Annotated in this window: 22 protein-coding genes and 1 tRNA gene; 20 read left to right on the top strand and 3 right to left on the bottom strand. The window is 67.0% G+C overall.

Going from position 1 to position 20,713, the window contains the following annotated elements; genetic code table 11:
- Positions 1-5: 5 nt before the first annotated feature.
- A complete protein-coding gene (gmd, locus tag HNO88_RS06955) occupies positions 6-1,070 on the bottom strand; it encodes a GDP-mannose 4,6-dehydratase (RefSeq protein WP_184243442.1) in 1,065 nt (354 codons plus the stop codon).
- Between the two features lie 401 nt (positions 1,071-1,471).
- Entirely contained in the window at positions 1,472-2,311 is an 840-nt protein-coding gene (locus HNO88_RS06950; RefSeq protein WP_184243440.1) for a flagellin N-terminal helical domain-containing protein, read from the bottom strand.
- A gap of 250 nt (positions 2,312-2,561) precedes the next feature.
- Between HNO88_RS06950 and HNO88_RS06945 the strand changes: the two genes are divergently transcribed.
- The 20 genes from HNO88_RS06945 (at position 2,562) to HNO88_RS06850 (ending at position 20,081) form a co-directional block, all read left to right on the top strand.
- Positions 2,562-3,833 carry a sigma-54 interaction domain-containing protein gene (locus tag HNO88_RS06945; RefSeq protein ID WP_184243438.1) on the top strand — a complete coding sequence of 424 codons (1,272 nt, stop codon included), beginning with the start codon at positions 2,562-2,564 and terminating at the stop codon, positions 3,831-3,833.
- The gene (gene fliE, locus HNO88_RS06940; RefSeq protein ID WP_184243436.1) at positions 3,830-4,201 is read left to right on the top strand and encodes a flagellar hook-basal body complex protein FliE; all 372 of its coding nucleotides are present in this window, start codon (positions 3,830-3,832) and stop codon (positions 4,199-4,201) included. Before HNO88_RS06945 ends, fliE begins: the two co-directional genes overlap by 4 nt.
- A 3-nt stretch (positions 4,202-4,204) precedes the next feature.
- Complete coding sequence (gene fliF / locus HNO88_RS06935; RefSeq protein ID WP_184243434.1) at positions 4,205-5,923, top strand: flagellar basal-body MS-ring/collar protein FliF; 1,719 nt, start codon at positions 4,205-4,207, stop codon at positions 5,921-5,923.
- Positions 5,923-6,939, top strand: coding sequence for a flagellar motor switch protein FliG (locus HNO88_RS06930; RefSeq protein ID WP_246381248.1), 1,017 nt, complete (start codon positions 5,923-5,925; stop codon positions 6,937-6,939). Before fliF ends, HNO88_RS06930 begins: the two co-directional genes overlap by 1 nt.
- Positions 6,932-7,543: a FliH/SctL family protein gene (locus tag HNO88_RS06925; protein WP_184243432.1), complete on the top strand. Its 612-nt coding sequence runs from the start codon at positions 6,932-6,934 to the stop codon at positions 7,541-7,543. The genes HNO88_RS06930 and HNO88_RS06925 overlap by 8 nt, the downstream gene beginning before the upstream one ends.
- A complete protein-coding gene (locus tag HNO88_RS06920; RefSeq protein ID WP_184243430.1) occupies positions 7,537-8,862 on the top strand; it encodes a FliI/YscN family ATPase in 1,326 nt (441 codons plus the stop codon). The genes HNO88_RS06925 and HNO88_RS06920 overlap by 7 nt, the downstream gene beginning before the upstream one ends.
- A 124-nt stretch (positions 8,863-8,986) precedes the next feature.
- Positions 8,987-9,415, top strand: coding sequence for a hypothetical protein (locus HNO88_RS06915; protein WP_184243428.1), 429 nt, complete (start codon positions 8,987-8,989; stop codon positions 9,413-9,415).
- 33 nt (positions 9,416-9,448) lie between these two features.
- Entirely contained in the window at positions 9,449-11,224 is a 1,776-nt protein-coding gene (locus tag HNO88_RS06910; protein ID WP_184243426.1) for a hypothetical protein, read from the top strand.
- A gap of 31 nt (positions 11,225-11,255) precedes the next feature.
- Positions 11,256-11,837: a flagellar basal body-associated FliL family protein gene (locus HNO88_RS06905; RefSeq protein WP_184243425.1), complete on the top strand. Its 582-nt coding sequence runs from the start codon at positions 11,256-11,258 to the stop codon at positions 11,835-11,837.
- Positions 11,838-11,845: 8 nt separating this feature from the next.
- Positions 11,846-12,739 (top strand): FliM/FliN family flagellar motor switch protein, encoded by an 894-nt coding sequence (locus tag HNO88_RS06900; RefSeq protein ID WP_312857009.1) that lies wholly within the window; start codon positions 11,846-11,848, stop codon positions 12,737-12,739.
- A 58-nt stretch (positions 12,740-12,797) separates the two neighbouring features.
- A complete protein-coding gene (gene fliN / locus HNO88_RS06895; protein WP_184243423.1) occupies positions 12,798-13,133 on the top strand; it encodes a flagellar motor switch protein FliN in 336 nt (111 codons plus the stop codon).
- The gene (locus HNO88_RS06890) at positions 13,133-13,420 is read left to right on the top strand and encodes a flagellar biosynthetic protein FliO (protein ID WP_184243421.1); all 288 of its coding nucleotides are present in this window, start codon (positions 13,133-13,135) and stop codon (positions 13,418-13,420) included. The genes fliN and HNO88_RS06890 overlap by 1 nt, the downstream gene beginning before the upstream one ends.
- A 146-nt stretch (positions 13,421-13,566) precedes the next feature.
- Positions 13,567-14,331, top strand: a complete 765-nt coding sequence (fliP, locus tag HNO88_RS06885; protein ID WP_221419878.1) for a flagellar type III secretion system pore protein FliP — start codon at positions 13,567-13,569, stop codon at positions 14,329-14,331.
- A gap of 22 nt (positions 14,332-14,353) precedes the next feature.
- Positions 14,354-14,626 carry a flagellar biosynthetic protein FliQ gene (locus tag HNO88_RS06880; RefSeq protein ID WP_159873446.1) on the top strand — a complete coding sequence of 91 codons (273 nt, stop codon included), beginning with the start codon at positions 14,354-14,356 and terminating at the stop codon, positions 14,624-14,626.
- Between the two features lie 14 nt (positions 14,627-14,640).
- A complete protein-coding gene (fliR, locus tag HNO88_RS06875; RefSeq protein WP_184243419.1) occupies positions 14,641-15,423 on the top strand; it encodes a flagellar biosynthetic protein FliR in 783 nt (260 codons plus the stop codon).
- Positions 15,424-15,580: 157 nt separating this feature from the next.
- Positions 15,581-16,723, top strand: a complete 1,143-nt coding sequence (locus HNO88_RS06870; RefSeq protein WP_184243417.1) for an EscU/YscU/HrcU family type III secretion system export apparatus switch protein — start codon at positions 15,581-15,583, stop codon at positions 16,721-16,723.
- 30 nt (positions 16,724-16,753) lie between these two features.
- Positions 16,754-18,211, top strand: coding sequence for a flagellar filament capping protein FliD (gene fliD / locus HNO88_RS06865; protein WP_184243415.1), 1,458 nt, complete (start codon positions 16,754-16,756; stop codon positions 18,209-18,211).
- Between the two features lies 1 nt (position 18,212).
- A complete protein-coding gene (locus tag HNO88_RS06860) occupies positions 18,213-18,584 on the top strand; it encodes a flagellar protein FliS (RefSeq protein ID WP_184243413.1) in 372 nt (123 codons plus the stop codon).
- A 158-nt stretch (positions 18,585-18,742) separates the two neighbouring features.
- Positions 18,743-19,345 carry a response regulator transcription factor gene (locus HNO88_RS06855; RefSeq protein ID WP_184243411.1) on the top strand — a complete coding sequence of 201 codons (603 nt, stop codon included), beginning with the start codon at positions 18,743-18,745 and terminating at the stop codon, positions 19,343-19,345.
- Positions 19,346-19,790: 445 nt separating this feature from the next.
- Complete coding sequence (locus HNO88_RS06850; RefSeq protein WP_184243409.1) at positions 19,791-20,081, top strand: hypothetical protein; 291 nt, start codon at positions 19,791-19,793, stop codon at positions 20,079-20,081.
- Positions 20,082-20,603: 522 nt separating this feature from the next.
- Here the strand turns inward: HNO88_RS06850 and HNO88_RS06845 are convergent.
- Positions 20,604-20,679, bottom strand: a tRNA-Val gene (locus tag HNO88_RS06845).
- Positions 20,680-20,713 lie beyond the last annotated feature (34 nt).

Below are 20,713 nucleotides of genomic sequence, written 5' to 3'. Positions count from 1 at the left end.
GCCCGTCAGAGCGCCTGGGCGAGCGGCGCGTGGCGCATCAACGCCAAGTCAGCCGTCACCATCTCGCGCACCAGGTCGCGCACCGGTGTCTCGTGGCTCCAGCCGAGCCGCTGCTTGGCCTTGCTCGGATCGCCGATCAGCAGGTCGACTTCGGTGGGACGGAAGTAGCGCGGATCGACTTCGACCAGGCACTTGCCGGTGCGGCGGCAATAGCCCTTCTCGTCCGCCTCGCGCCCGTCCCATTCGAGCGCGATGTCGACATCCTCGAACGCCCACTCAACGAAGCGGCGCACTTGCGTGGTTTCACCGGTGGCGAGCACGTAGTCATCGGGATCGTCCTGCTGGAGGATCATCCACATGCCGCGCACGTAGTCACGCGCGTGACCCCAGTCGCGCTTGGCATCGAGGTTGCCGAGCCAGAGCTTGTCCTGGCGCCCCAGCTTGATCGCCGCGACGCCGCGAGTGATCTTGCGCGTGACGAAGGTTTCTCCGCGCAGCGGGCTCTCGTGGTTGAACAGGATGCCGTTGGACGCGTGCAGCCCGTAAGCCTCGCGATAGTTCACCGTCGTCCAGAAGCCGTAGAGCTTGGCGACGCCATACGGCGAGCGCGGGTAGAACGGCGTCGATTCGCGCTGCGGCACTTCCTGCACCATGCCGTAGAGCTCGGACGTGGATGCCTGGTAGAAGCGGGTCCGGTCCTCGAGCTTGAGGATGCGGATGGCTTCCAGAAGGCGCAGGGTGCCGATCCCGTCGGCGTTGGCGGTATATTCCGGCGTGTCGAAGCTGACCTGCACATGGCTCTGGGCCGCCAGGTTATAGATCTCGGTCGGCTGCACCTGCTGTACGATGCGAATGAGGTTGGACGAATCGGTGAGGTCGCCGTGGTGCAAGTGGAAGCGTGCACCCTCGACATGCGGGTCCTGGTACATCGCTTCGATGCGGCCGGTGTTGAAGGAACTCGAACGGCGCTTGATGCCGTGAACTTCGTAGCCCTTATCCAGGAGTAGTTCGGCAAGATACGCACCGTCCTGCCCAGTCACGCCGGTGATGAGTGCAACTTTCCTGCTCATGAATCCTCCTTGGATCACGATTTCGCGCCTTGCGATAAGCCATGCTTGGTCAGATTTACTCAGCGCTCCGAGCCACTGGCCCGAGCGCTGCTTCAGACTTCGATCTTCAATGCCCCATGAACTTCGCGAGCGACCAGCGCCCGCGATCTTCATCTTTTAGCAACCATGTTCAGCCGATTCGCACAATTTACAATTCTGTAAGTGCGTCCCTCGCCGGGAGGCACGCGCGTACCATCCGACGCCGAAGCAGTGCCTCGCGCCGGTCCGTCGTAATCCCGGCGAGCGAAAGTGTGCCCAGGCATAGGCAGGGATCGCAGACGCAAAAAGGCCCGGCGGTCTGGGGAACACCGCCGGGCCCGTACCTGCCGCTGGGGGCAGGCTAGCCGTCTAGGCTGCCGCGATTAGCGCAGCAGCGAGAGGACGTTCTGCTGGCTCTGGTTGGCCTGCGAGATCATCGCGGTCGAAGCCTGCGACAGGATCTGCGACTTGGCGAGCGCAGTCGTCTCGGCCGAGTAGTCGGTGTCCTCGATGCGCGAACGTGCATCTGAAAGGTTGGTGACGTTGGTGGTCATCGTGTTGACCGACGATTCGAGACGGTTCTGCGCGGCGCCCAAGTCTGCGCGAAGGCTGGAAACCTCACCAATCGCGGTATCCAGGTCTTCCAACTCGGTACCATCGGCGTCGAGCGCGCTGATGTCGACGGCAAGAGCAGCAGTCATGCCATCGCCGGCCGCGAGATCGGTGCCGAACGCCAGATCGATGGTGTCGTCGGCATTGGCGCCGACCTGAATCTTCACGGTGCCATCGGCATCCGCACCGGCCGATCCGTCAAACAGCTTGGTGCCGTTGAATTCGGTATTCGACAAGGTGCTGGTGATCTGGCCCTGCAGCTGGGTAACTTCCTTCTGCATCAGCGCGCGGTCATCGTCGGAATACGTGCCGCTCTTCGACTGCACGGTCAGCTCGCGGACGCGCTGCAGCATATTGGTGACTTCGCCCAGTGCGCCTTCAGCGGTCTGCGCCATGGCGATGCCGTCGTTGGCGTTGCGGATGCCCTGGCTCATGCCCTTGATCGACGAGGTCATCGAAGTGGCGATCGCGAGGCCGGCGGCGTCGTCCTTGGCGGAGTTGATGCGCTTGCCGGTCGAGAGGCGCTCCATCGAGGTGCCCAGAGCCTTGTTGGCGCTGATCGAAGCGTTGGAAGCCTTCATGGCGGAGATGTTGGTGTTGATGACGGACATGGTGTGTACTCCCGTGTGGTCCCGAAAACCGTCAGCCTGCCAGCCCATCCGGCGCAGCTGCCAGCCACCAGAACGGGTGGGAGCCTTCAAACTTTAAGCGGAAAAATTTTCGCCTTGCCCCTCGGGACACTCAGGCCGCCCCCTAAACTACGTAATTTCCCTAGGCCTTAAATTACCGATGCCTTTGACGTTTCGGCCGCAGAGAGAGGCCAACGAAGCGTGGTTAATTTCCACTGGGGGTTGCGAAGAAATGACCGTTCTGGGGATCGGCGAAAATGTTGCGCGCAAGCACGGGCTGCTCGCCCAGCGCGCCAGTGCAGTGGCAGCGACGCTCGTGGGGGCGGGCCAGGTCGCCTTGCTCGACGTGGAAGACGCCAGCGTTCCCGCCGCCGGTCTGCGCCGCATCGCCCTAACCCGCGGGCTCACCGCGATTTCCCGCCAGGGTCCCGGACGCACGGTGGTGAGCTATGCCGACCCAGCCAGCGAATCGGCCCTTGCCATGACGCTGGCAGCGATGGCCGGCCCGGGCGAGCCGATCGCCGCCGATCCGGAAAGCCTCTCCGTCTTCGCTCTCGCCGATCGTCTGGCCGTCAGCGACATTCCCGTCTTGATTAACGGGCCGACCGGAACCGGGAAGGAAGTGCTCAGCCGCTTCATCCATGCGCGCTCCAAGCGCGCCGCCGGACCTTTCATCGCCGTTAACTGTGCCGCGATGCCCGAGCACATGCTGGAGGCCATGCTGTTCGGCCACCAGAAGGGCGCGTTCACCGGCGCGACTGGCGCCAGCGAGGGCTTCATGCGCGCTGCCGACGGCGGCACGCTGCTGCTGGACGAGATCGCCGAACTGCCCCTCTCGCTCCAGGCCAAGCTGCTGCGCGCGCTGCAGGAGCAGGAAGTGGTGCCGATCGGCGCGACCAAGCCGATCCCGGTCGACATCCGCGTCATCGCCTGCGCCAACCGCGACCTTCCCACCGAAGTCGCCGAAGGCCGTTTCCGCGCCGACCTCTACTATCGCCTCAACGTCTTCCCGCTCAGCTTGCGTCCCTTGCGCGAGCGCGCGGACGACATCGCCCCGCTCGCCTTCGGCATGGCGCTGCGCCACGCCCACAACCCGGCACGAGTGCCCTGCTTCAACGAGGCCGCGCTCGCCATGCTCAAGATCCACGCCTGGCCCGGCAACGTGCGCGAACTCGAGAACGTCGTGCGCCGCGCACTGCTGCTCGCCGGTGAGGCCGCAACCATCACCCCCGATCACATCGTGTTCGACATGCCTGCCCGCCTCGTCGCCGTACCGAGCGTCTCCGAGCCGGTCGACATCGAGACGCCCGCGCGCAAGCTGTCGAGCGTCGTGCAGCTTTCCGAGGCGCGCGCCATCATCGACACGCTGGAAGCCTGCGGCGGCAACCGCCTCCAGGCCGCCCGCGAACTCGGCATTTCCGAGCGCACCTTGCGTTACCGCCTCGCGTCGTTCCGTGACGCCGGCATCGAGATCAGCCGCGCTGCGGCAGGTGGCCGTCGATGAGCGCGATCAACGGCATCGGTGGGGGCGCCGCCGGCGTCCAGCAGATCATGGCGCTGCGGGCCCAGATCATGGATCGCAACCAGGTCCTGCAGCAGCTCCACACGCCGCAGGCCAGCGCTCCGGTTGCAGGCACGCAGGCAGCCCCGGCCCAGAACTTCGCCGACGCGTTCAAGACCGCGCTCGACGGCGTCAACGCGACGCAGATGAAGGCGGAAGGCATCTCCGAAGCCTACCAGCGCGGCGAGGTGACCGACGTCGCCAAGGTCATGCTGGCGCGCCAGGAGGCCGGCGTCGCCTTCGAAGCGACCCTGCAGGTGCGCAACAAGCTGCTCAGCGCCTACCAAGACATCATGCGGATGGGAGTGTGATAGATGGCTGACCTCGTGCCTGCCGCTCCCGGAGGCGTTCCTCCCGGTACTTCCATACTCACCCCGCTGACCGATCCGGCGGGCGGCTCCGTGCTGACACGCATGAGCGCTTTCACCGCCCAGCCGGCGGTGAAGCGCATGTTGCCGTGGTTCCTGGGCGTTGCCGCGCTTGGCGGCGCGGCGCTTACCTGGGCCGCCGTCGCACCCTCGCCGCAGCGCGTGCTCTACAGCCAGCTCGAGGACGGCGAGCGGGCCGGTGTCGTCGCCGCGCTCGACACCGCCAACATCGGCTATCACATCGACAACGAGACCGGCGCGCTCACTGTCGATGAGAGCGACTTCTACAAGGCGCGCATGCTCGTCGCCTCGGACGGCGCGCTGGCGACGCCCGAGACCGGCGACCAGATGCTCGACAAGCTGCCGATGGGCGCCAGCCGCAACCTGGAAGGCCAGCGCCTGCGCTCGGCCCGCGAGCGCGACCTGCAGCTCTCGATCATGGAGATCGACGGCGTCGAATCGGTCCGCGTCCATCTCGCTGAAGCCGAGAAGTCGGTCTTCGTGCGCGAGAACCTGGCCCCTACCGCCTCGGTCATGGTGCGGCTGAAGTCCGGCCGCCAGCTGAGCGACGGACAAGTCTCGGCGATCGTCAACCTCGTCGCCGCCTCGGTGCCGGGGCTTTCGCCCGACGCGGTGCGCGTGGTGGACCAGCATGGTTCGCTGCTCTCCGCAGCGCGCAGCGGCGATTCCGACCGCCTCGACATGCAGGCGCGCATGGAAGACAAGCTGCGCGCGCAAGTTTCGCAGATCCTGCGCCCGATGCTGGGCGAAGGCAGCTTCTCGAGCGAAGTGCAGGTCGAGCTCAACATGGACGACGTCACGTCCGCGCGCGAAAGCTACGACAAGGACGGCGTGGTCCGCTCTGAAACGCAGGAGCAGTCGCAGTCGACCGGCTCCGCCCCGGCCGTCGGCATCCCCGGCGTGCTGTCGAACACGCCGCCGCCCGCCACGCAGGCGCAGAACGGTCCGCCGCAGGGCACGCAAGCACCCGCCAACGGCCAGCCGCCGGCCAACGGTGAATCGAGCTCCACGCGGACCTACGAGCTGGGCCGCGAAGTCTCGGTTTCCAACCAGCGGCCCGGCGGCATCAAGCGCCTGTCGGTCGCGGTGGTGCTCAGCAAGGAGGCGATGAAAGGGGCCAAGGCCAAGGACCTCGCCGATATCGAGGCGCTGGTGGCCGCTGCCGTCGGCGCGAACCCGCAGCGCGGCGACCAGGTGAAGGTCGTGTCGCGTAGCTTCGAGGCGGTCGACGATACGCCTCCCGCCTTCTACGAGACGCCGTGGTTCGCCACGCTGGTGCGCTATGGCGCGGCGGTGATCGCGGTCCTGCTGGTGCTCTTGCTCGCCGTGCGTCCGCTCATCGCCAAGATCGGCGGCGACAAGGCGGCCAAGCCGAAGAAGGGCAAGAAGGGCGCCGCCGCCAACGACGAGGATGACGATGACGTCGCCCGGATCGGTCCGGCAGGATCGGTCGCGCAGATCGCCATGACCAAGCGGGACGAGAACGGTGTCGATGTCGACATCTCGCGCTCCGAACTGCTCGCCCGCCAGGTCGAACTGGCGCAGCGCATCGTTGCCGAGAAGCACGGCAGCTCGGTCCAGGCCTTGCGCCAGATGCTGAACGAAACGCCCGGCCAGCCCGGCCCGCAGGCGGAGGCGGCCTGATGAGCATGCCCAAAAGTGTTCTGGCGAACCTCGATCCCGCGGGTAACGCCGCGGTCATGGTCATGCTGCTGCAGGAGGACCAGGCTGCCCGCATCCTGTCCGAGCTGGAGCCCGAGGAGCTGCGCCTGCTCGGCCAGAAGATGGTCGAGCTCGGCGAGATCGGCCCCGAAGTGATCGCCGGCGCCATCGCCGGTTTCGTCGAGAAGACCGAATCGCTCGGCCTCGTCGCGCACGATCGTGTCGGCCAGGTGCGCAACATGATGGGCCGCGCGGTCGGCGAGGTGAAGGCCGACAACCTGATGCGCCGCATCGCCCCTGCGGCGAAGGCCTCGACCATCGAGCTCGCGCGCTGGCTGGTGCCCGAGGCACTGACGCCGCTGATCAAGGGCGAGCACCCGCAGATGATCGCGGTGCTGCTTGTGCAGCTCGATCCCGAAGTCGCGGCGGCCGTGCTCCACGCCCTGCCTGCCGCCGACCAGAGCGAGATCGTCCACCGCATCGCCACGCTCGGCCCCGTCGCGCCCGAGGCGATCACCATCCTGGAAGAACTGCTGACCCGCCGCATCGGCGAGCGCCATGGCCAGGCCCCGCTTTCGATCGGCGGCATCAAGGAAGCCGCCGACATCATCAACGGCGCCGGCAAGGCGGTGGAAGCCCGCGTCATGCCGCAGATCGCCAAGATGGACAAAGTCCTGGCGCGCAAGATCGAGGAAGAGATGTTCAAGTTCGAGCACTTGTTCGTGCTCGATCCGCAATCGATGGGCGCGCTGCTGCGCGAGATCGAAAGCGACGTGCTGATCGGCGCGCTGAAGGGCATCCCGGAAAGCGAGCGCGAAGTCTTCTTCCGCGCGATGTCGAGCCGCGCCGCCGATGGCGTCAAGGACGAGATCGCCGCGCGCGGCCGCACCAGGCTCGCCGAAGTGGTCGAGGCGCAGAAGGCGATCGTCGCGGTCGCGCGCAAGCTGGCGGCCGACGGGACGATCGCGTTCGGCTCGGGCGACGGCGAATATGTCTGAAGGCTATGCACGCCTGTCGCTGAACGCCTTGCCGGCGTCGTCGGGCTTTCGCGCCAGCAGCCGCTATGGCGACCAGCCCGGCGTGACCGTGCTCGAACCGGAGCCGATCCAGGCCGTCCGGATCGAACCCGAGTCCGACCCGGTCGGCGAGGCGTTCGCACAAGGCTACACCAAGGGCTACGAAGACGCCCGTGCCGAAGCCGAGGCGATCGCGCTGGACGACTCCGAGGCAGCGGAAGGCCTGGCACTTTCCTTCGCTCGCCTCGATGCGGCGCTTGAAGAGCAGTTGCGCCAGCGCCTGCGCGACACCGTCGCCGCCTTGTGCGAAGCCGCGATCACGCCGCTGACGCTCGACGAGGACTTGCTGGTCCGTCGCGTGACGACAGCCGCCGCGATGCTGGCGCGCGCCGACGACGATCGCGTGATCCGCGTCCATCCCCAGGATCTCGCGTTGATCGCGCCGCGCATGCGCGCCGACTGGGACGTGCAGCCCGATGCCACACTGGAACGCGGCTCGATCCGCGTCGAGGGTGTTAACGGCGGCGTAGAGGACGGCCCGGCGACCTGGCGGCGCGCCATCGCCGAGGCGCTGCACCAGTGCTGAACCTCTTCGATCCGATCCTGCGCGAGCTGTCCGCCGAGCCGATCGACCTGGCCCCGCGTCGCTACGGCCTGGTCGCCGCGTGCGACAACGGGCTGCTGGAAGTAAGCGGCCTCTCGATCCCGGTCGGGGCGATGTGCCGGGTGGTGAACGGCCGCAACTCGACGCTTTCCGCCGAAGTGATCGGCTTTCGCAATGGCCGCACGCTGATGATGATGCTGGGCGATTCGGTCCTGCTGCGCCCCGGCGCGCGCGTCTATCCCGAAGGCCGCCCCGGCATGCTGCCTGTGGGCGCCGCGTTCCTCGGCCGTGCGGTCGATGGCGAGGGTCTGCCGATCGACGGCGGGCCGCCGATCCAGGTGCGCAGCGAATGGCCCTCGGGGGGCCTGCGCACTTCGGCGCTCGACCGCAGCCCGGTCCGCGAAAGCTTCGACACCGGCGTGCGCTCCTTGAACGCACTCACCACCTTCGGCGTCGGCCAGCGCGTCGGCGTCATGGCCGGCTCGGGCGTCGGCAAGTCGGTGCTGATCGACATGATCGCGCGCGGCGCGCAAGCCGAAGTGATCGTCGTCGGCCTCATCGGCGAGCGCGCGCGCGAAGTTTCCGACTTCGTCGAGCGGCACATGCACGACGAGAAGCGGCACCGCACGGTCGTCGTTGCCGTGCCCGCCGACCATGCGCCCAACTTGCGCCTGCGCGGCGCCATGCTGGCAACCTCGATGGCCGAGCACTTCCGCGCGCAGGGCAAGAAGGTGCTGCTGATCCTGGACAGCCTGACCCGCGTCGCCCACGCCGCGCGCGAGATCGGCCTGTTGCTGGGCGAACCAGGTGCAGCGCGCGGGTATCCGCCTTCGGCGCTCGCCACGATCACCAAGCTGGTCGAGCGCGCCGGCAACTCGGCGGCGAGCGGCGGCTCGATCACCGGCCTCTACACCGTGCTTGCCGATGGCGACAACCAGGACGACCCGGTGGTGGACACCGCGCGCGCCATCCTCGACGGCCATATCGTTCTCAACCGTGCACTGGCCCAGCGCGGGCAGTATCCGGCGGTCGACATCGCCGCCTCGCTCAGCCGCGTGATGAACGACATCGTCTCGCCCCAGCACCAGAAGCTCGCCCGAGAGTTCCGCGCGCTGACCGCCAGCTACGAGGCCAACCGCGACCTAGTCCTGATGGGCGCCTACCGCCCGGGCGCCGACCCGCAGCTCGACAGGGCCATCGCGATGAACGAGCTGCTGACGGCCTTCCTTTGCCAGATCGGCGGCGAGGTGATCGACCTGGATACCAGCGCCGCTCAACTGGCAGCGCTGCTGAGTTCGTAGTCTTGGTGCCTTCCCAACCTCCGTTCGTGTCAAGCGAAGTCGAGACACGCTGGCTCCGCGTGTGCGTGTCTCGACTTCGCTCGACACGAACGGGGACGGGGTGCGGGTCATGGAAGCATCGCCAATGAACGCTGAGGAACGCGCCCGCCTGCTGCGCCTCAAGCGGCTCGAGAAGATCCGCGCCATCGCCAAGCAGACGGCCGCGCGCGAGGCCGCCGAGGCGGAGAGTACGCTCTCGCAATTGCGCACGCTCACCGACCGCACCGGCAAGCTGGCCGCCGATTACGGCGCCCGGCGCGGTTCGCAGGACGGCGCCTCGCTGCGCCAGCTCGCGGGCTTCGTCGATGGCCTGGGCATGCTGACGCGCAACACCCGCGCCGACGCCCAGCGCGCCGAAGCGATCGCCGACGCCAAGCTGCGCACGCTGGCGGAAGCCGAACGCCGCCGCTCGGCGGTCGAAGAGCGCTTCCGGTTGCAGGAAAAGCTAATCGCCCGCGGTGCTGAAACACCCGCTCTGGGCAGCCGCAAGCAAACTGGCACGGACCTTGTATAGTTAACTGCGTCTCTAAAGCGAGTGTGCCGGTTCATGATCGAAGTCTCCGCAACTGCTGCTCCAGCCTTGGCTCTGCCGGGCGCGGTCCTGCCGGCCGCCTCTGCAGGGCCAAGCGGCGAAAGCACGCAGATCGTGGATTTTTCGGCGGTACTCACCGGCTCCGTGCTGGCGATCGAGGCGCCCGCTACTCCGGCAGCTCAGCCGATGCCCATCGATGTGCCAACAAAGCCGACCGTCGCGCAGCCCGTCGTCACCGGCAAGACCGGCCTTGCCGGCAAGCCCAGCGGCAAGATCTTGCCGGACGGCAAGCTACCGGCTCCCCATGACCTTGCCGCGGCCGACAGCCCGGCAGACAAGATCGAGCCCGCCGCGGTCGAGACCGGGGCCGAGATCCCGGTTGACCTGCCGCCTTCGCGTCAACCTGTAGACAGTGCCGCTCCCGAAGCTGCCGTGGTTCAGGCCACTTCGCTGGCGATGGCATCGCAGGAACAGCGCACCGCCCCGCTGCTACCCGCCAGGGATGCCGCACCAGCGACCACGCGCAGCAGAGCACCACGGCAGGCGCAAGCCGTGCAGGCAAGCGCCGCTCCGGCGGCAACCACATCCGCCGCTATGACCACTGCGCGCAGCAACGCATCGAGGCAGGCGCAGACCGCGCAAGCAAGCGCGCTGCCTGCAGCATCCGGCCTTGGCGCTATAACGCAGCGCAGCAACGGTTCGGGGCAAGCGCAAGCGGTTACGGCAAGTGTGACCCCGGACGCCACCCTTCCCGCCGCCGATGCCCCAGTTGCAACCATGGTCGCGCTGCCGGCAAGCCCTGCACCGGTACACGCAGCCGACATCGTCCCGGCCAACATGCTGGTGCGCACACCGGCGAGCACGACCCCGTCCCCCGTGATCGTTCCGCAAGCGCAAGCGCCCGCTCAGACCACCACGCCGTCATCGATCGTCGAACAGACCGCGAGCACGGTCGCCATCGCCGCGGTGCTGAACGCACCCGTTGCTCCGGCAAGCAAAAGCGTCCGTCCCGCGCCTCCGGCAATCGCTGACCGAGCGCCGGCGGCCGAGCCGACGATCGCCATGCCGCAGGAGCCTGCTGCCAGGCTTGCGCAAGCGGCTGAGCCTCGCACTGCCAGCGACCTGTCCCTGGCGCGCACGGCGACGATCACCCCAGTCCAGCTGCAAGTCGCCGAGCACAAGCCGGTCGAGTCGAGCGCCATCGCAGCCGTGAGCAACGATGGCATGGTACAACCCGTGCGCAGCGACGCTGCCGCGCCGATCGCCTCCGAACTGCGCGCCGCACCGGCAGCGCCGATCGTTACCCCGAATGCGCCGACAACACCCACGCAGGACATCGCCGCGCTGGTCGATCGCATCACCGAGGCGCGCGCCGCCGCCGCGCCCCAGACAGTCCGCGCCGCGCTGGTGCACGAGGACTTCGGCGCGATCTCGCTGAACCTGCGTGCCGCGGATTCACATATCCACGTCACCCTGGGCAGTGCCGACCCCGCCTTTGCTCCCGCGGTTCACGCCGCAGCGGCCGCGTCGCTCTCCAGCGCTGTCGGCGATCCATCGAACGAGAGCGCCCGCCGCGACGCTCAGAACCAGCAGCAGCAGGACACGGCCGGCGCCACCAACGCCCAGACCACGCAGCAGCAGGCGGCGAACCAGCAGGCGTCGCGCGATCGTGCGGCTCCGGGTGAGCGCAGCCAGCCACGTGAGCAGTCTGTTAACCATCACCGGGGCAAAGACGATGAACGCGGCCCATCCACTCCGGCGTCACCGCGACGCAGCGGCATTTACGCCTGAACCCCGTGATTGAGGTCCCCAAGGTAGCACGATGAGCGACGATACCGAGAAGACGCCCAAGAAGAAGGGCAAGGGCATCCTGATAAAGGCGATCGGCGGCGTGGTCCTGCTCGGCGTCGGCGGGGGCGGCGTGTTCGGCCTGATGCAGGCAGGCCTGATCGGCAGCCATGCCGAGGCCAAGGAAGACAACAATCCCAAGCTGATCCGCAAGGGCGAGGAAGATCCCTACGCACCCAAGAAGGAAGGCGAGGAAGAGGGCGGTGCCGAGGCGGTCTACGGCCAAGGCGGCAGTGAGTACCGCACCGCCTACTACACCTACGACGGCGATTTCACCTCTAACCTCAAAGGTACCGACTCACTGATCCAGGTGAGCCTGGCCGCCTCCACCCGCCGCGATGGCCGCGTGCTGATGTGGCAGAAGGAGCATGAGCTGGCGATCCGCTCGGCCATCCTCAACGTGCTCGCCGATACCTCGGAAGAGCAGGTCACTTCGATCGAGGGCAAGGAACTGCTGCAAAAGCGGCTAACGGCTGCGATCAACCACGTCCTCACCGAGGAAGAGGGGTTCGGCGGCATCGACGACGTCTTCTTCCGCAGCTTCATCATCCAGTAAGGCAACCCGTGCGGCCCGAACGCTCCTTCATCGCCGACCGCATGGCGGCGCAGCATTGCCCCGAGCTGCTCGGGCCGACGGCGCCCGCCGATGCCGACCTGCTGCCCTCGCTGGCGCTGCTGGCCGGCCGCCTGGCGCTGACGCTGGCGAACGGGCTCGCGCGGCTGTCCGGCAGCGAGGCTCCCACCGTCCGCCTCGATGCTCCACGCGCACTGTCCGCCGGCCAGCTCGGCGAAGAGGCGACCAGCCTTGCCAGCTACGCCGTGCTCGGCATCGGGCCGGAGCGTCACCAGGTTCTGCTGACGTGCGCCGCCGACCCGGTGTTCCGCCTGGTCGACCGCGCGTTCGGTGGCCGCGGCACCGTGCCCAACCCTCTTCCGACCGCCTTCCCGCTTTCGGCAGAGTTGCTGATCGGCCGGCTGGAGCAGACGCTCGCCGCCGCGCTGCAGGAAGCCCTGGGCGGCGCATTGCCGGCCGTGCCGCTGCAACGCGACACACGCCTGTCGCAGATCGCGCCGTTCACGCCCGATCAGACCGTGTTCGAACTGGCGATGGCGATCGAGGAGCCGGGCTGCGAGCCGTGGATGCTGTCGCTGACGTTCCCGCAGGCGACGCTCGCCGCGCTGTTCGCCGGCCGCGAGCGCAAGCTGCCCAAGCCCTCGACGCCGCACGCGCCCGATCCGATGAGCGAGCCTTTCGCCTCGCTGCCGATCACGCTGACGGCGGTGCTGGTCGACATGATGGTGCCGTTCACCCGCCTCGCCGCGCTGCGCCCGGGCGACGTGATCCCGGTCGCGGTCGCGCGCAACGTGCCCCTCAAGGCTGGCGAGCGGACCGTCGCAACCGGGATGATCGGTGAGTTCGAGGATCGCGTCGCGGTACAGATCACCACCGCGTTCTGATTCACCAATTCTTTACCGTCCCGATTTACCAGACGTTCATCGAACTGGGGAGTTCACTATGTCCATCCATCCGCGCGGCTTCGACTTCCTCAAGGATGTCGACGTCCGCCTCTCGGTCGAACTCGGCCGCACCGACATGAAGCTCAAGGACGTGCTCTCGCTGGGCCAGGAAAGCGTCGTCATCCTCGACCGCCTGACCGATGAGCTGCTCGACGTCATGGTCAACGGCAAGCCGATCGCCAAGGGCGAGATCGTGGCGCAGAACGGCCGCTTCGGCCTGCGCATCGTCGAACTCGCCGGCGAGCAGCAAAGCGCCCCCGTGCCCGAGATCGCCCCTGTCGACTTCGCAGCATTGGGTGCCGGGAGCTCCTATCCTGGCGGGGCCGGGGGCTGATGCTTTGGTACATTCTCAAGCTGCTGATCATGCTGCCGCTGATCGGCCTGGCGATCTGGGGCTGCCTGAAGCTGGCCCAGAAGGTCCAGGCCAAGGCCGGCATCGGCGGCGGTGCCGGCAAGTCGGTGCGGGTGATCGAGACCACCATGCTCTCGCCCACGCTGAAGCTGGCGGTAATCGAATTTCATGGGCGTGAGATCCTGGTCTCTGCCGGCCGCAATGGCCTGACGCGCCTGGCCGAGGCGCCGGCGCGTGCGCGGCCGGTGACGACGGAGATCGTGGAGTGAAGCCCCCGTTCTCGCATCTGACTGCAACCCGCCACACCGACGACCGTCGTCCCCGCGCAGGCGGGGACCCCGCTTCTTCTTTCGACATCGGTGCGATTGCGCAAGGCAGCGGGGCCCCCGCCTTCGCGGGGGCGACGAAGAAAGGGTTGCTAGCGGGGCTCGCAGTCACCACCCTCCTCCTGCTCCCCACCCAAGCCTTCGCCCAGGCGCAAGCCGCAGCCCCCTCCGCCATCCCCGGCGCGCTCGACCGCGCATTCGGGTCGATGGGCGGCACCGGTGGCCAAGGCATGACCCTGTCGCTGCAGCTCCTCATGATCATGGGGCTGCTGACGATCCTGCCCAGCCTGATCCTGATGATGACCAGCTTCACGCGCGTGCTGATCGTGCTGTCGATCCTGCGCCAGGCGCTCGGCCTGCAACAGTCTCCGCCCAACCAGGTGCTGATCGGGCTTTCGCTGTTCCTCTCGCTGTTCGTCATGGCCCCGACGCTGGAGCAAGTGAGCAACCGCGCGATCCAGCCCTACTCGGCCGGCACCATCAACGCCGAGCAGGCGATCCAGAACGCGGGGCAGGAGTTCCACCACTTCATGATCCGCCAGACTCGCCAGCGCGACCTGGCGATGTTCGCGGAGATGGCCAAGGCGCCCAAGTTCCAGACGTCCAACGACGTGCCGTTCTCGATCCTGCTGCCCGCCTTCGTCACCAGCGAGCTCAAGACCGCGTTCCAGATCGGCTTCATGCTGTTCCTGCCGTTCCTGGTGATCGACCTCGTCGTCTCCTCGGTGCTCATGAGTCTCGGCATGATGATGATGAGCCCGATGGTGGTTTCACTACCCTTCAAGCTGCTGCTGTTCGTCCTTGTGGACGGGTGGGCGCTGCTGATGGGATCGCTCGCCTCAAGCTTCGGTTAACCATTTTCGGCGAGAGAGCCTTATGGACGATATCACCGCTCCGCTCGCATTGGCGGACCAGATGCTCTGGACCACTGCGCTCGTCGCCGCGCCGATCCTGCTCGCCTCGCTGGCGGTCGGCCTGGTGGTCGGCGTGATCCAGGCGGCGACCTCGGTGAACGAGCAGACGCTCACCTTCGTGCCCAAGCTTGCCGTCACCGCGCTGGTGCTGGTGATCATGGGCGGATCGATGATGGCGCTGGTGGGCGACTTCACCCAGGACGTGTTCACCCAGATCGCGACCATCTCGAAGTAGAGGCGAGGCCCCGCGTGCTCCAGCTCGACTTCGGCTTCGGCCCGCTGGAAGCGGAGTTCTGGCGCCTGGTCTTCGTGATGACGCGCGTCGGCGCCGCCCTCGTCGCCGCGCCGCTGTTCGGCATGGCCGGAGTGCCCGCACAGGCGCGCGTAATGATGGCCGGAGCGGTCGCGGTGCTGATCTGCGCCTGGTCGCCGGCCGCGGCACCGGCGAACCTGCTGTCGGTCGCCGGCATGGTCAGCGTGGCCGGCGAGGTCCTGGTGGGAGTGGCGCTGGGCTTCGTGCTGCAGTTCGCCTTTGCCGCGCCGGTGATCGCGGCCGAGATGATCGGCGGCGCCATGGGCATGAGCATGGCGACGGCAGTGGACCCGAATTCGGGAAGCCAGTCGCCCGCGCTCGGTCAATACTTCACCGTCGTCGTCACCCTGATCTTCCTGGCGCTGGGCGGACACCTGCAGTGGATCGCGCTGGTGATCGACAGCTACCGAGTGTTCCCGCCTGGCGAGACCTGGCTAGGTGCAGAGCGCTTCGCCGAGATCGCCGGGTTTGCCGGCACGATGTTCATCACTGCGGTTGCGATCGCCCTGCCCGTCTCTCTGATCATGCTGGTTGTGCAAGTGGTGACCGGCATGCTCAGCCGCTCTGCCCCTGCGCTGAACCTGTTCTCGCTGGGCCTGCCTGCCGGTGTTCTCGCGGGCATCGCCGGACTGATCGTCGCGGCGCCGGTGCTGACCGACCAGGCCAGCCTGCTCACCCAGGAAGCGCTTGCGGCCACGGCCGAGGTGCTGAGCAAGTGAGCACCGCGTGCGCCCACCCCCTCCCTGTCGCCCCCGCGCAGGCGGGGGCCCCGCTTCTAGCACTCCAACGCGGCGATAGAAGAACAAGCGGGGTCCCCGCCTGCGCGGGGACGACGGATGAGGTTGCACTCCTCGCAGTGTCGCGGGCTACAACCCCATGAGCGAGGACAGCGGCGAAAAGACCTTCGCGCCATCCGCCAAGCGCCTGCGCGATGCCGCCAAGAAGGGCGACGTCCTGCGCTCGCGCGAGCTGGCGACCGCCGGCGCGACTCTGGTCGCCGCCGCCTGGCTGCTGATAGCCGGGCCCTGGGTCCTGGGCCTGCTGGCCGAAACCTTGCGCACCAGCTTCACCTGGGACCGCACCTCTCTGGAGAACTTCGCGCCGGGCGCGATGCTGCTCCAGACGACATTGGCAGTACTACCCCCGATCGCGGTGCTGGGCGTGGCCGTGATCATCGTCAGCCTGGCCTCGCAACTGGGTTTCGGCGGCGAGGGGCGCTGGCTCGGCAGCAATCTGGCGCCCAAGGGCTCGCGGCTGAACCCGATGTCGGGCCTGAAGCGCATGTTTGGCGCGAACGGCTGGATCGAGATGGTCAAGGGTCTCGCCAAGGTCGCATTGCTGGGCACCATGGCCTGGACCTGGGGCCGCAACAACGTGCCCCAGCTCAGCCGTCTGGGACGCGGCGACGTGTTCGAGCAGCTCGCCTATGGCTGGCACCAGATCGTCATGCTGCTCTTCGTGCTCGCCGGCGGGTTGGTGCTGATCGCCTTCATCGACTTTCCGGTACAGTGGTTCCGGCGCCACCAGCGGCTCAAGATGTCGATGCAGGAGATGCGCGACGAGCACAAGGAAGCCGAAGGCGCGCCCGAGAAGAAGCAGGCGCAGCGCGAACGCCAGCGCAAGATCGCCATGGGCGGCCTGATCCCGGCGGTGAAGGATGCGCAGTTCATCCTCACCAACCCGACGCACTTCTCCGTGGCGCTCGCCTACGATCCGGAGAAGGCCGGCGCGCCGATCGTGCTGGCCAAGGGCCGCGGCGACAAGGCGCTGGCGATGCGGGAGCTCGCCGCCGAATACCAGGTGCCGGTACTGGAGTACCCCGCCCTCGCCCGCTCGGTCTACTACACCACGCGCGAGCGGCAGGTGATCCGCGAGGAGCTGTACGTCGCCATCGCCGCGATCCTCGCCTTCGTTTTCGCGTTGAAGCGCGGCGAGCATCCGCCCCGCCCCGACGTGAACGTGCCGCTGACGCTGCGCTTCGATACCGAAGGCCGCCTCGATCCCTCGATCGTAGCTTAACGCCCGTGCCCCGCGGCCGTTCTTAACGTCATGACGACGACCACCTCGACGACATCGACGAGCGCCACGCAATCGCTCGTCAGCCAGCTCGGCGCCGGCAGCGGCATCGACATGGCGGCACTGGCGACCAACCTCGCCAACGCGCAGTTCGCCAGCAAGGTCGATCGGCTCACCGCCAAGTCGGAGACGCTGACCGCGCAGATCTCGGCCGCATCGAACATGAAGGCGATGCTGCTCAACTTCTCGACCTCGGTCGGCGATCTGGTCCGCACCGGCGGCCTGTCGCCCCAGCCGCAGTTCAGCGGCGCGAGTGTCGCCAGCGGCGCCCTCTCGGGCACGCGCACGCCGTCCGGCTCCTACTCGCTCGAAGTGACCACGCTGGCCAAGAGCCAGACGCTCGCAAGCGCAGCCTACACCAGCCCGACCGCGACGACCGACGTCGTCGGCCCCGGAACCCTGAAGCTCAGCTTTGGAACGATCAGCGGGACGAACTTCGCCCCCGATGCCGATCCCAAGCGCGTCGGTATCGCGATCCCGATTGCCGCGAACGCCACGCTCAACGATGTCGCCAACGCCGTCAACGCGCAGAAGACCGGCGTCACTGCCTATGTCGCGCAGACCAGCGCCGGCGCGCAGCTGGTGTTCAAGGGCGCGGAAGGAGCTGCCAACGGCTTCAAGATCGAAGCCGACACCAGTGGCTTGGGCAAATTGGCCTGGGACCCGGCGACCTCGCCAACCACTGACCGACTGATCGCCAACGCCGGCGACGCGAGCTTCAAGGTCGATGGGCTTGTCCGCACGTCCACCTCCAACACCGTGTCCGAAGCCATCCCCGGCGTCACGCTGAAGCTGACGGCGGTGAGCACCGGCACACCGCCTGTGCCGACCACCGTGACCTTCACCGACACCTCTGCCGCGCTCAGCACGACCATGAACGACCTCACCGGCGCGCTGAACGAGATCGCATCCGCCCTCAATGCCGCCACCGACCCGACCTCCGGCGATCTGCGCGCGGACAGCGGCGCACGCGCGCTGAAGAAGGCGTTCGGCCAGCTGGCGGGCTCGACCGTGATGCCCAACGCCACGGGTGCGGCGAAGACCCTGGCCGATCTCGGCCTTTCGACCCAGCGCGACGGTACGTTCGTGCTCGACACCAATCGCCTCAAGGCAACGCTGGCGAAGGACCCGGACGGGGTCGCGTCGATGTTCACGACCGGGCTCTATGGCGTCTACGCGACGGTCGACAAGCTCTACCGCAATGCCACGGCCGCCAGCGATCCCGGCTCGCTCGGCGGCTCGATCACGCGCTTCACCAAGCAGCTGAGCCAGGTGAAGGAAGACCAGACCACGGTCGCCGAAAAGCAGGAAACGCTGCGCGCGAACCTGACTGCGCGCTTCGCCGTATCCGACAGCCGCATCTCCGCTTCCCAGTCGACGCTCTCGTTCATCCAGAACCAGATCGCGGCGTGGAACAAGTCGGATAGCTGACATGCTGGCGATGCGTTCCCCCCAAGAGGCCTATCGCCGCGTCGACTTCGACGCCCGCGTCGCCGCGTCGCGGCCCGCCGACCTCGTGCACTTGTGCATCGAGCATCTGATCGGCGCGCTCGGCACCGCGATCCACGCGGCCGAGGCCGGCGACAACCACCTCAAGAGCCGTTCGCTGACGCGCGCGCTCACCGCGGTCACGGCCTTGCAGCTGGGCGTTAGCGGCGAGGACGGCGTCGCCGCGGCCCTGCGCCACATGTATGAAGCGGCACGGCGCACGATCCTGGATTGCGCGACCGACTTCGACTCGGCTCGGATCGCCACATTGCGGGCCGATTTCGTCGATATCGGGCGTGCGCTGCGGGGCGGCTGAGCCGTTAATCTCCCGTTTCGGTTTCTACGCAGCCCCCCGATTTCAACGGCGTTCGCCGCGCCGTGCCCAGCCTACCTCGGAAACGGATCGGATCATCCACCCACTGCCGGCAAAAGTCCGGAATAATCCCCTAGGACAATCCTTTAGGGGCACTGCTGGTGGAACACGTTTCCAATCTCATCCTGATCGACCGCGACACGCGCCGCCGCGCCTCGATCAGTCACGCATTGGCGGCCAGCAGTATCCACGTCGAGCCTTTCGAGAACATCGACGAATTGGCCATGGCCTGGCCCCGCTCGGGCGTGATCATGATCCATGACGAAGCCGGCACCATCCCCGACCTGATCGAGAAGATGGCCATCGATGGCGAATGGTATCCGATCATCGCCTTCTGCGAAGAGCCCTCGCCGCGCCAGATCGTCCAGGCCGTGCTGGACGGAGCGGTGGACTATGTGGCCTGGCCGATCGGCGCCGAGGACCTGAACGACGCGCTCGCCCGGGCGATCGAAAAATCGGAGGGCGCCGGCAACACCAAGGTGCGCGAGGTCATGGCCCGCTCGCGCCTCGACCGTCTCACCAAGCGCGAGCGCGAGGTGCTGGACGGCGTCGCCAGCGGCCTCTCCAACCGCCTGATCGGAGAAAAGCTCTCCATCAGCCCGCGCACGGTGGAGATTCACCGGGCCAACATGCTCAACAAGCTGGGCGCCAACCACACCTCCGAGGCAATCCGCATCGCGATCGAAGCCGCGCTGGTGAATTGAGCCGACCCGGCATGCTTCGGCGCGCGATAGGGCGGGGTGCGGTCGCCGCTTGGTCGGGAGCAGAGATGCCGGCGCCGGATTGAACGCTCGCTCCCAGTTCGGCCGATCCGGGCCAGTCTGTTCCAAGCGGTGCTCGCCTCCTTGAGGTGGTGGCCGCATTCGAAATCCGGTCTGCGAGCCGCTGAGGTCTGGATGCAGCTCGCCACGTCGAATGCCTCACCGCAAGGCAGATGGCCTCAAGATACCGCCCCCGGCTTTGGCTACCGGCGATGGACAACGGGCTCAATTATCCTTCGGTCTGCAGGCCGAGCGGTGAGCCGGTGGATGGCTCGATCCTCCTGGCTCGATCCCCCGGCTCGAAGGCCTCCCGCAAGCATCCTTCTCGACAGCGCGCTTGCTGCGGCTCATGCCGGCAGTCGCACATCGACATGCGAAAGGATCTCGGATGACACCACTCGAACGGGCAGCGCGGGCACTCTGGGACATTTCAGACCAAGCGATGAGAACCAAAGATATCATGTCGAGCAGCGACGCTTCGCGGGAGGAAGCGGATTGGGAGCGATTTCTCCCCCATGTGCGTGCCGTTCTTCAGGCGGTTCGCGAGCCGAGTAGCGAGATGAAGGAGGCCGGCGCCGAAATCGTCAGGAACGTGCACGTCGAAGAGTCGGAAGCCGCATTCGCCAGTGACGCGGCAGATACATGGCGCTTCATGATCGACACCGCCTTGTCGGGCTAATCGACGGTCTCCAGCGCTGCTCCAGCTGAACCAAGGTCTTTGCCGAAGCCACGAACGGTGTTGCAGCCTGCCAAGGCGAGACTTCCCGCGACAAGTGCGAGGGCGAAAAGATGACGGGCCATGATGCTTGTTCCAGTAAGAATGCGGCGCCAACCGTAATGCAGTGCACGGCACTGGCCAAGCTGATCGCCATATCAGCCGCCAGACCGCGCCGGAATTGCCTGGCAGCGTCTCCGGATCACGCGAGATAAAGCCAGATCCCGAACCGAGTGACGATCAGGAACAAGAGGTGCGATCGGGCGTGGCTATGCCGCCTCTCAATCCATGGACGCGAACCGAACTTTCAACGAACAGATATGCATCATGTCTCGCCTGGGCGTCTTCGACCGGCGTATGTCGATGTTTCGTCCGACCCGCCTTGACGCGGGTTGACTGCACCAGATGTCAACCAACGGCCATGGCTATACATGCGCGGATTGCCAAGATGCACCTCGGCCAAGCCAGTTGCCAGCAAAGGTAGAATGGTGGGCGGTGAGGGGCTCGAACCCCCGACCCTCTCGGTGTAAACGAGATGCTCTACCAACTGAGCTAACCGCCCGCGCCGCCACCGCAGTGTTGCGCCTGTGAAAGGC

It is taken from the genome of Novosphingobium chloroacetimidivorans (genome assembly GCF_014204535.1).
Classification (GTDB): domain Bacteria; phylum Pseudomonadota; class Alphaproteobacteria; order Sphingomonadales; family Sphingomonadaceae; genus Novosphingobium; species Novosphingobium chloroacetimidivorans.
The sequence above is the reverse complement of the archived record's forward strand: the minus strand, read 5'-3'. Positions and strand labels throughout refer to the sequence as shown.

What these genes read in the sequence shown, in the direction of transcription:
- HNO88_RS06915 (WP_184243428.1), top strand. Translation starts at nt 8,987, where the DNA reads ATGAACGCTGAGGAACGCGCCCGCCTGCTGCGCCTCAAGCGGCTCGAG.
- fliE (WP_184243436.1), top strand. Translation starts at nt 3,830, where the DNA reads ATGAGCGCGATCAACGGCATCGGTGGGGGCGCCGCCGGCGTCCAGCAG.
- HNO88_RS06905 (WP_184243425.1), top strand. Translation starts at nt 11,256, where the DNA reads ATGAGCGACGATACCGAGAAGACGCCCAAGAAGAAGGGCAAGGGCATC.
- fliD (WP_184243415.1), top strand. Translation starts at nt 16,754, where the DNA reads ATGACGACGACCACCTCGACGACATCGACGAGCGCCACGCAATCGCTC.
- gmd (WP_184243442.1), bottom strand. Translation starts at nt 1,070, where the DNA reads ATGAGCAGGAAAGTTGCACTCATCACCGGCGTGACTGGGCAGGACGGT.
- HNO88_RS06910 (WP_184243426.1), top strand. Translation starts at nt 9,449, where the DNA reads ATGATCGAAGTCTCCGCAACTGCTGCTCCAGCCTTGGCTCTGCCGGGC.
- fliF (WP_184243434.1), top strand. Translation starts at nt 4,205, where the DNA reads ATGGCTGACCTCGTGCCTGCCGCTCCCGGAGGCGTTCCTCCCGGTACT.
- HNO88_RS06925 (WP_184243432.1), top strand. Translation starts at nt 6,932, where the DNA reads ATGTCTGAAGGCTATGCACGCCTGTCGCTGAACGCCTTGCCGGCGTCG.
- HNO88_RS06930 (WP_246381248.1), top strand. Translation starts at nt 5,923, where the DNA reads ATGAGCATGCCCAAAAGTGTTCTGGCGAACCTCGATCCCGCGGGTAAC.
- HNO88_RS06950 (WP_184243440.1), bottom strand. Translation starts at nt 2,311, where the DNA reads ATGTCCGTCATCAACACCAACATCTCCGCCATGAAGGCTTCCAACGCT.
- HNO88_RS06890 (WP_184243421.1), top strand. Translation starts at nt 13,133, where the DNA reads ATGCTTTGGTACATTCTCAAGCTGCTGATCATGCTGCCGCTGATCGGC.
- HNO88_RS06880 (WP_159873446.1), top strand. Translation starts at nt 14,354, where the DNA reads ATGGACGATATCACCGCTCCGCTCGCATTGGCGGACCAGATGCTCTGG.
- HNO88_RS06850 (WP_184243409.1), top strand. Translation starts at nt 19,791, where the DNA reads ATGACACCACTCGAACGGGCAGCGCGGGCACTCTGGGACATTTCAGAC.
- HNO88_RS06870 (WP_184243417.1), top strand. Translation starts at nt 15,581, where the DNA reads ATGAGCGAGGACAGCGGCGAAAAGACCTTCGCGCCATCCGCCAAGCGC.
- HNO88_RS06945 (WP_184243438.1), top strand. Translation starts at nt 2,562, where the DNA reads ATGACCGTTCTGGGGATCGGCGAAAATGTTGCGCGCAAGCACGGGCTG.
- fliN (WP_184243423.1), top strand. Translation starts at nt 12,798, where the DNA reads ATGTCCATCCATCCGCGCGGCTTCGACTTCCTCAAGGATGTCGACGTC.
- HNO88_RS06860 (WP_184243413.1), top strand. Translation starts at nt 18,213, where the DNA reads ATGCTGGCGATGCGTTCCCCCCAAGAGGCCTATCGCCGCGTCGACTTC.